This is a genomic window from Kordiimonas sp., from assembly GCF_965216265.1.
Lineage (GTDB): Bacteria > Pseudomonadota > Alphaproteobacteria > Sphingomonadales > Kordiimonadaceae > Kordiimonas.
Map to the genome: position 1 here is coordinate 570,311 of NZ_OZ244153.1, position 14,728 is coordinate 585,038.

A 14,728-nucleotide genomic window follows, 5' to 3' on the forward strand; every position below is an offset into this window, starting at 1 on the left:
CAAGCCCTGCACTTCCGCCACAAAATAGTCATAAGCCTTTTGAAAAATGTGATAAATTGAGTTGAAACAATTGAGGTGTAGCTACATGACCAACAAAATACTGGGCGGTATTCTAATCGTTATGATGCTGGCACTACCGAGCCACGCTGACAGCCCCACTGAAAAGCGGGAAAAAATCCAGGTCATGCGTGAAGAAGTACTAGCTGAATTATTTGATCAGCGGCCGCAAGCCCGCGCCGAGATCGATGAAGCCGATGGCTATGCGGTGTTTTCAAACATCGGCGTACAGATATTCTTGCTGGGTGCTGGCGGTGGTCGCGGCGTAGTACGCGATGTCCAGTCAGGCACAGATACCTATATGAAAATGGCAACCGCGAGCGTTGGCATTGGGCTCGGCATCAAAGATTTCCGTGCTGTATTTATTTTCCACAGCCGCGATGCGCTGAATGATTTCACCGAGCATGGCTGGGATTTCACTGGTGAGGCTGACGCCGCAGCGCGCTCCGGCAACAAGGGCGGAGAGATCGGCGAAGCGGCTTCCGTTCGCAAAAAAGTCAGCGTTTATCAGTTCACTGATGGCGGCCTAATGCTTCAGGCGTCCCTGCACGGCACAAAATACTGGCAGGACAAAAAGCTGAACCGGCTTGAAAAATCTCGCTAGGTCGCAAGAGCCTTTATCAAAGCACACTGCGAGCTAAAGCCTTGAGAGCAAGTCATTTTTCCCGAGTTGGAAGTCGCTCTTAATCCAGAGCGCTTCCAGTTGTTCCAGCTTACGGGAGATTTCAGGCCCGGCAAGCGCTCCTCGCGCAATCAAGTCTCCTCCCTTCACGGGGAAGGTGGGAATCTGCCACGCATTAAGTACATCGAAACAGCCCTGGCCAACGGCCTCAGGCTGGGTCATGATAGAAACCTGCGCCGCGTCAGGCCCAAGTTCATAATACAGCTTCCGCATTTCGCGTTCGTCCTCTGGGCATGCCACTTCAAGCCCCTTTGCCGCTGCTCGCAGCCGTTCCTTCTCTTTGTTCGAGAAGCGAAACCGACGGGCAAAACCATTGACCTTATCCGAGCCAAGAGACACCCAACATGCAAGCCGCAAAAGTGGATCGATAGCGATGCCTTGCTCCTTCTCGCTCGACAGATAAACCTCCAGCTGTCTTTCATTCACTGCAATTAGTTTCAGCACCTCGCTGCCGCCAATTTTTGCAAACGACCTGATGCTGAGAAAGGGGGCTGGCGCCGAAAACATCTTCAGGAGTTCAGCGTGCACGCGTTCCGCTGACAGCGACCCAAGCAGCGCAATCTGGTGCTTGCTGGCCGCTAGCCCTGCATCGTCCAACGGGCCCGTGCCATACCAGGCATGAAAACGGAAAAAGCGCATGATACGGAGCGCATCTTCCTTGATACGCATCTCGGCGTCACCGATAAACCTGACCCGCCCCGCTTTAAGGTCAGCGACACCGCCATAGGGGTCATATAGCTCGCCACCCGATGAAAGATACAGTGCGTTGAAGGTGAAATCCCTCCGAGCCGCGTCCTCCAACCAGTCATCTGTGAAAGCGACTGTAGCGTGGCGGCCGTCTGTTTCCGTGTCACTACGCAGGGTCGTTATCTCAATGGTCTGGCCATCAAGCACTGCTGTCACCGTTCCATGATCGATACCCGTCGGTATCACCTTAACACCAGCGCGCTTCAACAAGCCCGTCGTGGTTGCTGGGTGGTGACGACAAGCCGCATCGATATCTTCGACAGCGCGACCAAGGAGGGTGTCGCGCACAGCACCCCCAACAAAACGTATGTTATCAGGCCCCAAAACATCGATAACTCTCTGCACCAACGAGAGTGAGAACCAATCAGGTTGGATTTTCTTCTCCACCCTCGTCGTCCTCTTTTGAGTTATCTACCGCTTCTTCCTCATCCTCGGACACGAAACGACCGGGAACAACCTTGCCGTCTTCACTATGCGGCGGAATATAGCGGGTGCGGGCGTCGCCTGTCCTGTCGTCCAGGAGCCTCAGAGAAACACCTGCGGCAAGTGCGACAATAACCAACACACCCAGCGTTTTCTGGAGCCGCGAGATATCCTGCCGCCTCTCCTCTTCCGTCTGATCCTTCTTCAACCGCCAACGCAGCCAAAAAATGACCGCCACCAACGGTATCAACAACAAAGCGATCCGGAGTATTATGATAGTCATACTGAAACCTTCCCTAGCCCTGCAGGCGCGCGATGTCGCGAAGCCTCCATCACCTCGCATAGGTTCACCAGCATAGCTGCGGTAGCCCCCCAGATGAAAAAATCTCCATAAGGCATAGCATAATACTCGCGCCGTGCACCCTGCCAAACAGCACTTTGTTTTCTGTGATTTTCCCGGTTGAGAATAAAATCAAGCGGCACCTCAAAAGCCGCATCAACTTCCGTCTCCTGAAGAACCAGTTCAAAGCCTGGCTGAACCAACGCAACAACCGGCACAATCTCAAAGCCTGTGCCTGTGCGGTATGTATCAAGAAAGCCACAAACCTCAATATGGCTTGCAGCTAAACCAATCTCTTCTTCAGCCTCCCTAAGGGCCGCAGCAACAGCATCAGCATCGGTGTCATCGATTTTGCCGCCAGGGAAGCTGACCTGACCAGCGTGCTTGCTTAAATGTTCAGTGCGTTTGGTCAGCAGGATAGATGGCCCGTCTACGTGATCAACTATTGGTACCAACACTGCGGCATCCCGAATAGGCTTATCTTTGTGCGCGATTAGTTTGGCATCACGGTTCAGGTCAAAATCGGATCGCCGCCCCCTCGCAGCCGGATTGTCATCCTTCAATGCGTCAGCTAGCCAGTTCTTCACGCATCACCATCCTCAAGCTCACCCAAAGAGAATACAGCCCCTGCACTTGCAATCGCCAGACGAGCTTTCCCGTCATCCTTTACAACTTCTGCATGGTCGACCAACTCATAGAACACATTGCGTGAGATAAGGGCATCCAGCCTGCCGCGCACGCGGATATAGGGCCGAGGTTCTTTGGTGTCGTCATCGACCACCACAGTAATAGGATGATCCCCATCAGCGATAACCTCATCGCCAACATTCGTTGTAAACTTCAGTAATTGCTGGCCGTCGTCCTCAACAATTTCCACCTGGGTGGCAATGAAGTGCGCATCTTCAACAGTAATGCCTATCTTCTCAACAGGTGTAACAAGGTAGGTCTTACCGTCACTATCTTTCCGAAGCACCGTTGAAAATAGTTTGACCATACGCTTACGGCCAATGGGCGTGCCCATATAGAACCAGGTCCCATCGCGGGCGATACGCATGTCAATGTCACCACAAAACTCGGGGTTCCATTTATCAACGGGTGGAAAACGTTGCCCCTCCACATGCTTGATAATGTCCTCAAGTCTGATCTTTGCGTTATTGTTGCCAGATACCATTAATGTCCTCCTGTCCCTATTGTATAGCAAGGGGCAGGTCATACAATACGGTGGCTGCTATAATATTTTATGCTGCTACGACCGGCAGGCCGCGGTCATAGCTCCCAGCCATTGCGGCAGTTGGCATCGCAGGCACTTTATCGGCAGGTATAATTTTACCGACACCCGGCAACGAAGGCAGCGCTGTGTTTTGCCGCACCAAAAGGCGCCGAGCATCTTTACCGCCGGGCAAGGTAATGTAGTTTGGCAGCACACTCTTGAAGCCGAAGCGACAGTAATAATCGATATCGCCCACAAGTAGAATACGGCGATGCCCGGCCGTCGACGCAGCCTCAAGCGAACGGTTCATCAACTGGCTACCGATGCCATACTTCTGCATGGAAGGAGCAACAGCAAGCGGCCCAAGTAGCAGAGCACCTTCGCTGGCGCCCCGCAACAGGTCTTTGATGAGCACTGGCCAGAAGCGTACCGTGCCAACAATACGACCTTCCGCGCGAGCTACATGCGAGAGCGACGCAACCGGCGCAACTGTTTCCCTGAGGCTATAAGAAGATTTGTTGAACCGGTCCGGTCCAAAAGCCGCATCGAGGAGCGCTTCAATCTGCACTCCATCAAAGGGCCGTTCTTGATCAAAATTGATCATCGGCTTTTCCCATATCAGCGGTGCAAAACGCACCAAGAGCATCACAACAGGTTTAAGATCAGGATCTTACGTGTCGTCGCATTCGGCTATGCCGGTTGATATGAGTGGTCTTTACCATGGCTTCCATGACAGTTTTGTGTTCAAGAAGTTGCGTATTTATAATTACTTACAACCAACTTCAAGTGACATTTTCTTTCGGCATTCATCACCCTGGGTTTTGAATTAATACATCATCAAACCCTGATAAAAAGAGGCGGTAGCCCGGGGAGAGCTACCGCCTTTATCGCTTGCACCCGAACAGGGATTACCAGTCGATCTGGAACCTCAGTGTCAGAGCATCAGCGTCGTTCTCACCGTCCGCGCCGTTCGCGGTCACGTTGAAAGCCTTGTCAATCGTCATATGAGCATAATTGGCAGTGAAGCGTGTGTGTCGGTTCAGGTACCAGTTCACTCCTAAAAGGTAAGTATCTTGCTCACCTCCGTACACACCGTCCCCCGTCAGGTCGATCCGGTCAAAGCGCGCTGCAATCTGCCAGGCACCCATGCCGCCCTTATGGACAGGGTTATTCACTTTGGGGCGATCCCATGCGCCTTTAGCAAGGTTGAGAGTTTTCGTTTCGCCTGTAATAAACCAACCAGCTTCAACATACCCACCCCAGAGAGTGGCGTTGCCGCCACCCACGGCGGCGTCTTTGGCCGTCAGATTCGCCCATTCAGATGCAACGTGAAATGCGCCATATTGCATCGCGCCTTCCAGAACAAACAGCGTGTCATCACCCGTAATTGTACCAGTGTCTACAAGTCGGCCAGCAAGGTGTGAGTGCGTGCGTTGGCGGTATCGGTATGCGCCATCACCGGCATCTTGCACACGAGCAGACGCACCCAATAGCCATTTACCATCTTCAAATTCCTGACCATAAGTCGCGCGGCCCGCAAAGAGGTAACCCTCATCCTCAAACCCAGCGTCATTTTTCCCGCGGAAAGCCCCGAGGTTTAAGGTCCATGTGTCTCCACCGTTTTTGTAGCCAATACCGATATTGCGCCCCAGGCCAAAGGCGTCCGTGAAGGATGCGCGTTCCATAAATGTAACGTGGCGGCTAGAGGTCATCTCCTCTAGCGACACGGGAGGTTTATAATGACCAAACTTCCATGTGCCTGTGGAGGTCTTATATTCAATGATCGCGTCGGCGAGGCTAACTTCGTTTCCCGCAAACTCAGCCTCAATGACATATTTAACGTCTTTCCAAGCCTTACCTTCAACACCGATACGCGCTGCACGCATTTCGGTGGCCTTGACATTCATACTGTCGTCGCCGTCGGTCACCCATCCTGCATCAGCCATGATCCGGCCCCGCAGGTTAACCTCAAAAAGACCATCGTCCGTTGCGAGACCAAAGGCAGGTTCTTCCTTCGAAATTTTCGGGCGCTTGGTCTCCACCTTATCAGCTGCCGCCTGCTTTGCTTCCAGTTCCTCAATACGCTTGGCGAGCGATGCAAGTTGTTGCTTCAGCTCGTCGATTGATTGTGCGCCAACTGGCTGTGCCAGAGCTGCAGTGATTGCTGTTGCGCCAAGCAACACGGACAGTCTTTTCCGGTTCATCATCTTCTGGTCCTATTCCTTCTTTGGCAACGATAAGCACCCAACTGCTTACCGCACTGTCAGATCGCAAATTACCCTATTCACGATGACCGTTTCTGGTCTCGCGGGAGAAATTCGCGTTATGTGTCGAAGCGCATTGATGTCTATTTGTGTTTAAGATTTATGACATTTGTTACGATATCGCGACATTTTAGGTAATGCTTTGATTTTAAATGAGTTCCAAAGCATCACTTATAATTTTTCGGCATCATTTTATCATGAAACCAGCCATTCAACCTCAAATATGACAGGCGAATCACAAAAAAATCATAAAACAGAAACTCTTCTGACCCGCGATTTGACGACAATTGTTGTCGTGATCAGATGGTACGAACATCTGAGAGGAATTTATCCACTTCGCGCTTGATGCTTGCGGCCAGCAGCTCCAGCTGTTCTGCCGCAGACATGACATCTGCTGACGCAGCCCCTGTCTTCTCAGCACCAGTCGCTACCTCATGAATTTCCGCCGTTACGCGCTGAGTACCCTCAGATGTGAACTGAACGCTTCTGCTAATCTCATTGGTTGTCGCCTGTTGTTCTTCCACAGCGGATGAAACATTGAGCATAACATTGTTAAGACGCTCATTTGCTTCTCCAATGGTGTGAATAACACCCACAGCAACCTGTGTGACGTCCTGCATATCGCCGATTTGCGAGGTAATCTGCTCTGTCGCCCTTGCGGTTTGGTTCGCCAGGCTCTTAACCTCACTCGCGACAACAGCAAAGCCTTTACCAGCCTCACCGGCCCTAGCGGCCTCAATGGTAGCATTGAGAGCAAGCAAGTTAGTCTGCTCTGCAATATCATTGATCAGTTTGACAACGTCTTCAATCTGACGGGAACTGTCAGACAGCTTACCAATTGCTTTTCCGCCCTCATCCGAGGCTGCAACCGCTTCTCGGGAAATTGCGTTCGCATTTTGCATCTGCTGGTTCACCTCTGCGATAGAGGCTGCGAACTCCTCGATTGCTGCAGCCATTGCAGAGACATTGTCCTGCATCTGTGTAGACGCCTCGGTAACCGACATCACCTGCCGACCAGTAGTGTCGGCTACGTCAACCATCTCGCCCGCCGTGTCACGCATGCGAACAGAAGCTGTATCCAGATTTTCGACAGCATCGCCAATCGTGCTATCGAACGTACCGACAAGAACATTCATACGCTCCGAACGTTCTTCGCGCCTGCGGGTTGCCGCCCGTTCAGCCTCAACTTTTTCCCGCTCTTCCGCTGCACGACGCTCTGCTTCCTCACGGTCCCGTTCTGCCTGCTGCTCAGCCTGCACCCTTGCATCGGCCTCAAGACGCACACGCTCCGCCGCGCTATCTCGTAGCTTTTCGGCGGTACGCGCCATGCTACCCAGTTCGTCACGGTAACTTGTCCCGGGTACATTGGTCTTAAAATCACCACCCGCTATGCCACCAAGAGCGGCCTCCAAGGCTTTAACCGGACCAACCGTGGTACGTACCACTGCCCACGCTACGCATATTGCCAGGGCAATAATAACGACTGAAATAACCACAAGACTGGTGAACGCGCTGGACCGAGCGGCAGCAGCTTTCTCAGAGTAGCGAACTTGTTCGTCACTCGCGATTTTCGCAACAACTTCAAAGGGCTGATCTGTCCGGGCGTAGATATCACTCAGAAGTTTGAGGGACCGCGCATTCGCTTCTCTGGTTTGCGCGTATGCTTTAAAACTCGCCACATATGTACTAAGCTTGTCAAGAATGTCACTCTTCACGTCGTCACCAAACCTGATACTCGCAAGCCGGGTTCTGAACTCTGTATCTCTTGCATCAATGCGGTCCACATATTTGGGATCGGCCCGCATGATGAAATCCTTCTCATGACGCCGCATCATCAGCATCAGAATTTCAAGCTTATCGTCCGTATGCTCTTCAAGAGTTTCCTCAATTGAATGCACCGCCGCGCGCAACTCGCCTTGCCGACCTGAAGTTTCGTCAAGACCTATTTGCACATACCCTGCCACAACTGTTTTGAACTGTTGGCCGTGTTCCAGCAATATCTTGCTGAGTTGATCGGCAGAGGTTTGCAAACGCTTGTTTGGGCTCATTGTTTTCAGCTCAGCCAGTGTAGCCCGCGCTGCATTCATGGCAGTTTGATATCTGTCCGCATAGGATAGGTCGAGCCTCAGGAGAAAATCTTTCTCATTCCTCCTGATTTCGAGGGACTGACGCTCCAATTCTTTTTCAAGAATACTGACTCTACTATATCTATCAGCATCCTCTTGTGCGCTATTGATCACGCTGGAAAAGCTCAAATAGGAAAAGAGTATTGCGAGCAACCCCAATACGGCGACACCTGCCAGCAAAAATACTCGCACAGAAATTGAACGGTTCTGAAGCCAACTGAGCATAGAAATTCCTTCCATCCACCAAGATGCCCCCACAGCATATGATCATTGTTCCGCTATATCCCGACAGGACAGGCTGGTTGGTCTGCAGTCTTATACATTGAGAAACTAACTAACATCCCAATGCAGGTCCTGCTCTGGCCCCAGCTGTCCCCTCGTCCCTCGACGAGCGATGTGTCAAGTATCTAGCTGGCAAGGGTTAATTTTTGGGTAATGCTACGGCTGAGTGAAAAATTTCATAAAAATGTAACAATGATAGACAGATGGTTAATACGCTCTCATTAAGGGTATTTAATAAACAATAAGGTGTTTTGATTTCACACTCAAACTGTCACGCGTTATATTTACGCTGCCTTTATAAATCCAATTAAACTCTCGCACTGTTTTTAGATGCGAATTGCATGAAACTTCCTTCATAAGCAATAGAGGGTCGGAGGTTAAAATGAACTGTCAGGCAATTTCCGCTACAGCACTAACAGGCAAATCCGTTGTTGGGACCTGTGGCGAACCACTTGGGACAATCGAAGATATCATTATCAATGCGGATGCAGGCCAGGTAACGCATGTTATTGTACGCACTGGTGGCTTGATGGGCTCTACTTTGGGGGCGCATCATCATGCACTACCCTTTTCCGCCTTGATACCATGCACTGATGGATCGAGGTTCCGCCTGGACCTCTCTGAAACGGAGCTTGAGCGCCTGCCAGAGATTATCGATGGTGATTATACGAGCCTCAGCGACCCTTTAAGTCAAAGAGCTGTGCACTATCTACTGGGCATGGAACGTTCAACGCCCTAGGAAAAATTTCGGAACAGGTCCACTATCATCAGCTATTACGTGACGCTGAAAGGAAAACTCTATGGATATCATCCGCATTATTATCGCAATATTGCTTCCGCCCCTTGGGGTGTTTCTTCAGGTAGGAATTGGTGCCCAGTTTTGGCTAAATATTCTGCTGACCATTCTAGGGTACTTCCCCGGCATCATCCACGCAGTTTACATCATCGCAAAACGGTAGTCGACGCATCGGCCAGCCTTAGGCAAAGAAAAACCTCCCGAAGATTGCTCCTCGGGAGGTTTCTTTTTCTGCAGAGAAGCGCGGCTTAGAAGCCCATGCCGCCCATGCCGCCCATGTCAGGCATGCCGCCACCAGCAGGCATAGCTGGCTTGTCTTCCGGGATCTCGGCAACCATCGCTTCGGTCGTGATCATCAGACCAGCGATGGAAGCTGCGTCCTGAAGAGCGGTACGCACCACTTTGGTTGGGTCGATGATGCCCTTCTTCACGAGGTTTGTGTATTCCTCGTTCTGAGCATCAAAGCCGAAGTCTGTGTCATTTTGCTCAAGCAGCTTGCCAGCAACAACCGCGCCGTCAACACCAGCGTTTTCAGCGATCTGACGAACAGGTGACTGCAGTGCACGACGAATAATGTCGATGCCTTTAGTCTGGTCGTCGTTAGCACCTTCAACACCATCAAGAGCCCGTGTTGCATAGAGAAGTGCGGAACCACCACCTGCAACGATACCTTCTTCGACAGCTGCGCGAGTAGCGTGCAGAGCGTCATCGACGCGGTCTTTACGCTCTTTCACTTCAACTTCTGTAGCACCACCAACTTTGATTACAGCTACGCCGCCGGAAAGCTTGGCGAGACGCTCTTGCAGCTTCTCTTTGTCGTAATCAGATGTGGTAACTTCAATCTGAGCTTTGATTTGCTCGCAACGTGCTTTGATATCATCCTCAGAGCCAACACCGTCAACGATGGTGGTGTCTTCTTTAGTGATTGCAACGCGCTTCGCAGTACCGAGCATGTCAATGCCAACGTTTTCAAGCTTGATACCGAGGTCTTCAGAGATAACCTCGCCGCCGGTGAGGATTGCGATGTCTTCAAGCATTGCTTTACGACGATCACCAAAACCAGGAGCTTTAACCGCAGCGATTTTAAGACCACCGCGCAGTTTGTTTACCACGAGGGTCGCAAGCGCTTCGCCTTCAATGTCTTCAGCGATGATCAGAAGCGGCTTGCCGCTTTGAACTACAGCTTCCAGAAGTGGCAGCATCGGCTGAAGGTTGGAGAGTTTTTTCTCGTGCAGAAGGATGAGCGGGTTATCAAGCTCAACCGTCATTTTTTCAGCGTTGGTGATGAAGTAAGGGGACAGATAACCGCGGTCAAACTGCATACCTTCAACTACATCCAGCTCGCTCTCGAGGCCTTTAGCTTCCTCAACAGTGATAACGCCTTCTTTGCCAACTTTGTCCATCGCTTCTGCAATCATCTTGCCGATCTCGATTTCGCCGTTTGCAGAGATAGTACCAACCTGAGCAATTTCGCCGGAAGTTGTTACGTCTTTCGAGCGTGACTTAAGGCTCTCAACCACTTTACCGGTTGCGATATCAATACCGCGCTTCAGGTCCATTGGGTTCATGCCAGCAGCAACAGACTTCATGCCTTCACGAACGATGGATTGTGCGAGAACAGTTGCAGTTGTTGTGCCGTCGCCAGCTACGTCGTTGGTGCGGGAAGCTACTTCCTTCACCATTTGCGCGCCCATGTTCTCGAAACGGTCTTTCAGCTCAATTTCTTTTGCCACAGATACACCGTCTTTGGTGATGCGTGGTGCACCAAAAGATTTTTCGAGGATCACGTTACGGCCTTTTGGACCGAGGGTCGCTTTAACAGCGTTGGCAAGCGTATCAACACCGCGGAGGATCTTGGCACGGGCCTGTTCGTTAAACTTAATTTCTTTAGCAGCCATTATATGGGGCTCCTGATTTGAATTGAATTGAGATCGAGACGAAAAAGAGGATCAGAGTGATTACTCAATGATCCCCATGATGTCTTTTTCTTGCATGATCAGCAGGTCTTGGCCGTCAACCTTAACCTCGGTGCCGGACCATTTGCCGAACAGAACCTTGTCGCCGACCTTTACGTCAAGCGCGGTTACTTTGCCGTCTTCGGCTTTGATACCTGTACCAACAGCGATCACTTCGCCTTCTGATGGTTTTTCTTTAACTGTATCCGGCAGAATGATGCCGCCAGCAGTTTTAGCTTCGCTCTCTAGGCGCTTGACCAATACGCGGTCATGAAGCGGACGAAAAGCCATGGTTTGTCTCCTAATATGATAAACCGGAAATTTGAACTGTTAGCACTCACTTCCCATGAGTGCTAACACCGTGCCTCTATTTATGCCTCTCTCGTGACAGGTTCAAGGGGGTACAGCAGATTTTTTGTGAATATTTTGAGACTGATTTGATTTCGGCCGCTACGGCACGGATAAAGATGCCTCTACATATGGTCGCGAAAGCTTCAAGGCACGACGTCAAAAGCATTCATACCCACGCGATCACCTATAAAAGAAAATCGCGTGGGGTTCGTTTTTGGCAGCTGACTAGAGCTTTATAAACGGTACATTTTCACTATTGTGGCTCGCTCGCTCAAGCAGCTTTTTGGTCATCGCGGCTTCCCCATCACGCCCAAGCTTCACTTGCGTCTGCCACAAACCAAACAGAGACCAAGCGCTGTTGGGGTGCCGCACGAGGCTCGCCTTGAACGCATTCTCGGCATCATCATACCTTCCTGCTTCATAATAGGCCGCGCCAAGGCTCTGCTCTGCAGCATAATACCAAAAAGGCGGTTCTGTGTAGCTCATGCTGTCTTGGCTTGCGACCGCCTTTTCAAACAGCGGCACTGCCTCAAGATGTTTCCCTTGGCTCATCAGGTATCGGCCTTCTACCGTATCCCTCGCAACACGAAGAATCGCCACCGCAGGTATGCTGGCATTTTTAATATCCTCATGCTCAAGAAGCGCCTCAATGGCCTCTATTTCAGCTTCCGCTCGTGCATCGCCAGCTGCCGCAAGCGCTGTACCACGCGCATAATGCCACATAGCCTTGATATAGGCGAAATCTTCCCCCGGATCAGGTAAGGCAAGCACTTCATCAAGGCTCGAAAACTGCGCCTGCACAAAATATGGCGCCGCTTTGATTGGCGCAATCCAGGCTGCTTCCCGGAGCACTTCAAGAGGGATCAGCGCATCAAGTTTAGCGGCGTATTCGAGCGCAACCGCGCCGTCTGATGCCATTTGCGCCGACACCAACACAAAATGCACATTGTGCGGATAATAGCCGAAACGGTAGAGGTTAGAGCCCGATGTACTCGCGAGGTAGGCCTCATCCACCGCCACAGCTTTGATGTTGGTCTCCAAACTATCCAGATAACGGCCGATACGATAATAAATATGCCCCGGCATATGCACCAAATGCCCCGCCCCCGGCGCTAGGCCGGCAAGCTTGTCGGCATAAGGTTCGGCCTTTGCTGCAATGCTGCTTGCTTCATACAGGTGAATATATAGATGGATTGCGCCGTAGTGATCCGGATTGGTGGCGAGGACCTTCTCAATCGTGTCGATCGCGACTTGAATGTGAGGTTTCGGGGTGGTGAAATCTCTTTCCCAATAATCCCAAGGCGAGGCATCCATCAACGATTCCGCATACAGTGTGGCGATATCCTGATCATTTGGGTACAGCTTTACCACCCCCGCCATTGCATCCGCATACTTTTGGTCCAACTCAGCGCGGGTGACATTTTCATCCATGCTGTAGCGCTGCCGCAATGCATCAATTAGCTGTGCTTCGCGCTCATTTGCGTATTGACGGAGACTATGTGCTTGCTCAACCGCCACAACCGCCTGTGCATGTGCGGCCTCATCCATCGGGGCGTTGATATTCGGGCCAAGCGCATAAGCCTCCCCCCAATAACAAATTGCGCATTCTGGGTCTAACTCCTGAGCCTTTTTGAAGGCACGGACCGCTTCCCAATGGTTAAAGCCATAGAGCAGAGCAAAACCCTGGCGGAAATAGGCGCGTGTCAGGGCTACTTCGCTTGAAATTGGGAAATCTCGATCATCCAGCCCCTCAATCAGCGGTACGTCCGTGTCTGAAACATCGTCGGCGAATGCTGCGCTCGACAACAGATGTGCCACATCCGGGCGAAACAGTATTCCGCGCTTCGTGCCGACCGGGCCGCAGATATTCTGCCTGATCTCTGTCGGGTTAAAGGCGTAAGGCACCGGATCGGCCACACCAGCCTCATTGGGTGCCTGCAACAAATAGAGACCGCCACAGGCGGCAAGTAGAGCAAATGGTGGCAATAACGATTTCATGATTTCCCCCGTTTATTGCTTTTGTAACCGGCACAACGCAACACTCGCGCCTCTTAAACTAACAGTTTAGCACAGTAGCGCTCACCTACCAGCAGCTTTACCTCACCCGACTTGGCGAAATGTCTCAGGCGTGGCATGCTAGGGCCAAATCAGGGAGGGATATATGGGCAAAAACGGCGCTTTGAACGGTCCAGACACATTGAATGTCGCAGTCATCGGCGCAGGTCCTGCTGGTTACTATACCGCCGAAGCACTGACAGGGACCGATCAATCAGTGAATGTTGATATCATTGACCGTCTCCCTACGCCATTTGGCCTGATCCGTGCCGGTGTCGCCCCTGACCATCAATCCATCAAAAACGTATCTCGCCGGTATGAGGCCACCAACCAGCGCGACAATGTACGGTTTGTCGGCAACCTCTCGCTTGGCCGTGATATTACACTCACAGAGTTACGCGAACTGTATGACGCTGTTGTGCTTGCAACAGGCGCGGGTAAAGATCGCCCGCTGCGCATTGAAGGTGAAGACCTGCATGGCGTCATAGGCTCGGGCGCCTTTGTTGGCTGGTACAATGCGCACCCTGATTATAAAGACCTGCAGCCTGATCTACGCGTCGCGTCTGTCGCTGTGATCGGTAACGGTAATGTAGCGGTTGATGTAGCCCGTGTGCTGGCTAAAACCGCCAGCGAGATGTCGTCATCAGACTTGGCTGACCATGCTGCCAACAGCATCCACGGTTCCCCGATCAAGGATATATATATCCTTGGACGACGCGGTCCGCTTGAAGCCAGCTTCACCCCCAAAGAGCTTGGTGAACTAAACCGGCTGGAGAACTGCGTTGCGCTGGTGGATGGAAGCCAACTGCCTGATGAGGCCACAGGTGAAACACTCGCAGGTGCCGCCAAAAAGAACATGGCAGCGTTAAGAACCATGGCAGCCAACACGCCTGACATGAAACCCGTGCGCCTTCACCTCCAGTTTTATCGCCGCCCTATGGCGATACTGGGTGAAAAATGTGTCTGCGGCATCCGGCTTGAAGAAACACGCGTTGAAGACGGCAAATGTATTGGTACGGGCGTCACAGAAGTGTTGCCTGCCGGGCTGATCGTGCCGTGCATCGGGTATCGCACCAGCCCAATACCTGACGTGCCCTATAGTGAACGCTACGGTCACTTTGAAAATGAGGACGGCCGCATCGACGATGGCCTTTATTGCGTAGGCTGGGCAAAGCGCGGCCCCACAGGCACCATCGGCACCAATAAGCCAGATGGTGTCGAGGTGGCTCAAAAAATCCTCAGTGAAGTACACGCTTCGGGGAAAGCAGGCCGCGCGGGCCTTGACCATGTTGTGAAGGAGCGTGACCTTCATATCGTGACCTTCCAAACCTGGAAGAAAATTGAGGCAAGTGAGGAAGCCAGCGCGGCGGCAGGCGCCCCGCGCAAAAAACTTGTCGACGTGAATGAGATGGTTCGTATTGCGGAAAGTTAAGCATGCGG

The 14,728-nt window shown here is 51.8% G+C and carries 14 protein-coding genes; 4 read left to right on the forward strand and 10 right to left on the reverse strand.

Annotation, left to right across the window (positions count from 1 at the left end; genetic code table 11):
- Nucleotides 1-85: 85 nt before the first annotated feature.
- Complete coding sequence (locus tag ACOOGA_RS02645; protein WP_417460163.1) at nucleotides 86-661, forward strand: YSC84-related protein; 576 nt, start codon at nucleotides 86-88, stop codon at nucleotides 659-661.
- Between the two features lie 33 nt (nucleotides 662-694).
- Here the strand turns inward: ACOOGA_RS02645 and ACOOGA_RS02650 are convergent, their stop codons facing one another.
- From ACOOGA_RS02650 to ACOOGA_RS02680, 7 genes are all read right to left on the reverse strand, one after another.
- On the reverse strand, nucleotides 695-1,831 hold the full coding sequence (locus ACOOGA_RS02650; protein ID WP_420429436.1) for a CCA tRNA nucleotidyltransferase: 1,137 nt from the start codon (nucleotides 1,829-1,831) through the stop codon (nucleotides 695-697).
- A 19-nt stretch (nucleotides 1,832-1,850) separates the two neighbouring features.
- Nucleotides 1,851-2,192, reverse strand: a complete 342-nt coding sequence (locus tag ACOOGA_RS02655; protein ID WP_417460165.1) for a hypothetical protein — start codon at nucleotides 2,190-2,192, stop codon at nucleotides 1,851-1,853.
- Nucleotides 2,189-2,836 (reverse strand): CoA pyrophosphatase, encoded by a 648-nt coding sequence (locus ACOOGA_RS02660; RefSeq protein WP_417460166.1) that lies wholly within the window; start codon nucleotides 2,834-2,836, stop codon nucleotides 2,189-2,191. Before ACOOGA_RS02660 ends, ACOOGA_RS02655 begins: the two co-directional genes overlap by 4 nt.
- Complete coding sequence (locus ACOOGA_RS02665) at nucleotides 2,833-3,420, reverse strand: DUF1285 domain-containing protein (protein WP_417460167.1); 588 nt, start codon at nucleotides 3,418-3,420, stop codon at nucleotides 2,833-2,835. The genes ACOOGA_RS02660 and ACOOGA_RS02665 overlap by 4 nt, the downstream gene beginning before the upstream one ends.
- A gap of 67 nt (nucleotides 3,421-3,487) precedes the next feature.
- Nucleotides 3,488-4,063, reverse strand: coding sequence for a GNAT family N-acetyltransferase (locus tag ACOOGA_RS02670; protein ID WP_417460168.1), 576 nt, complete (start codon nucleotides 4,061-4,063; stop codon nucleotides 3,488-3,490).
- A gap of 304 nt (nucleotides 4,064-4,367) precedes the next feature.
- Nucleotides 4,368-5,666: an OprO/OprP family phosphate-selective porin gene (locus ACOOGA_RS02675; protein ID WP_417460169.1), complete on the reverse strand. Its 1,299-nt coding sequence runs from the start codon at nucleotides 5,664-5,666 to the stop codon at nucleotides 4,368-4,370.
- Between the two features lie 356 nt (nucleotides 5,667-6,022).
- On the reverse strand, nucleotides 6,023-8,074 hold the full coding sequence (locus ACOOGA_RS02680) for a methyl-accepting chemotaxis protein (protein WP_417460170.1): 2,052 nt from the start codon (nucleotides 8,072-8,074) through the stop codon (nucleotides 6,023-6,025).
- 439 nt (nucleotides 8,075-8,513) lie between these two features.
- Between ACOOGA_RS02680 and ACOOGA_RS02685 the strand changes: the two genes are divergently transcribed.
- Both ACOOGA_RS02685 and ACOOGA_RS02690 read left to right on the forward strand, forming a co-directional pair.
- The gene (locus ACOOGA_RS02685; RefSeq protein WP_420429438.1) at nucleotides 8,514-8,870 is read left to right on the forward strand and encodes a PRC-barrel domain-containing protein; all 357 of its coding nucleotides are present in this window, start codon (nucleotides 8,514-8,516) and stop codon (nucleotides 8,868-8,870) included.
- A gap of 61 nt (nucleotides 8,871-8,931) precedes the next feature.
- Nucleotides 8,932-9,090 carry a YqaE/Pmp3 family membrane protein gene (locus tag ACOOGA_RS02690; protein WP_417460172.1) on the forward strand — a complete coding sequence of 53 codons (159 nt, stop codon included), beginning with the start codon at nucleotides 8,932-8,934 and terminating at the stop codon, nucleotides 9,088-9,090.
- A gap of 85 nt (nucleotides 9,091-9,175) precedes the next feature.
- Here ACOOGA_RS02690 and groL read toward each other — a convergent pair whose 3' ends face one another.
- From groL to ACOOGA_RS02705, 3 genes are all read right to left on the reverse strand, one after another.
- The gene (gene groL, locus ACOOGA_RS02695) at nucleotides 9,176-10,825 is read right to left on the reverse strand and encodes a chaperonin GroEL (RefSeq protein WP_417460173.1); all 1,650 of its coding nucleotides are present in this window, start codon (nucleotides 10,823-10,825) and stop codon (nucleotides 9,176-9,178) included.
- 60 nt (nucleotides 10,826-10,885) lie between these two features.
- The gene (gene groES, locus ACOOGA_RS02700; RefSeq protein WP_417460174.1) at nucleotides 10,886-11,173 is read right to left on the reverse strand and encodes a co-chaperone GroES; all 288 of its coding nucleotides are present in this window, start codon (nucleotides 11,171-11,173) and stop codon (nucleotides 10,886-10,888) included.
- Nucleotides 11,174-11,458: 285 nt separating this feature from the next.
- A complete protein-coding gene (locus ACOOGA_RS02705) occupies nucleotides 11,459-13,231 on the reverse strand; it encodes a hypothetical protein (RefSeq protein WP_417460175.1) in 1,773 nt (590 codons plus the stop codon).
- 163 nt (nucleotides 13,232-13,394) lie between these two features.
- Here ACOOGA_RS02705 and ACOOGA_RS02710 point away from each other — a divergent pair, with 163 nt between their 5' ends.
- Nucleotides 13,395-14,720, forward strand: a complete 1,326-nt coding sequence (locus ACOOGA_RS02710) for an FAD-dependent oxidoreductase (protein WP_417460176.1) — start codon at nucleotides 13,395-13,397, stop codon at nucleotides 14,718-14,720.
- Nucleotides 14,721-14,728: the final 8 nt, after the last annotated feature.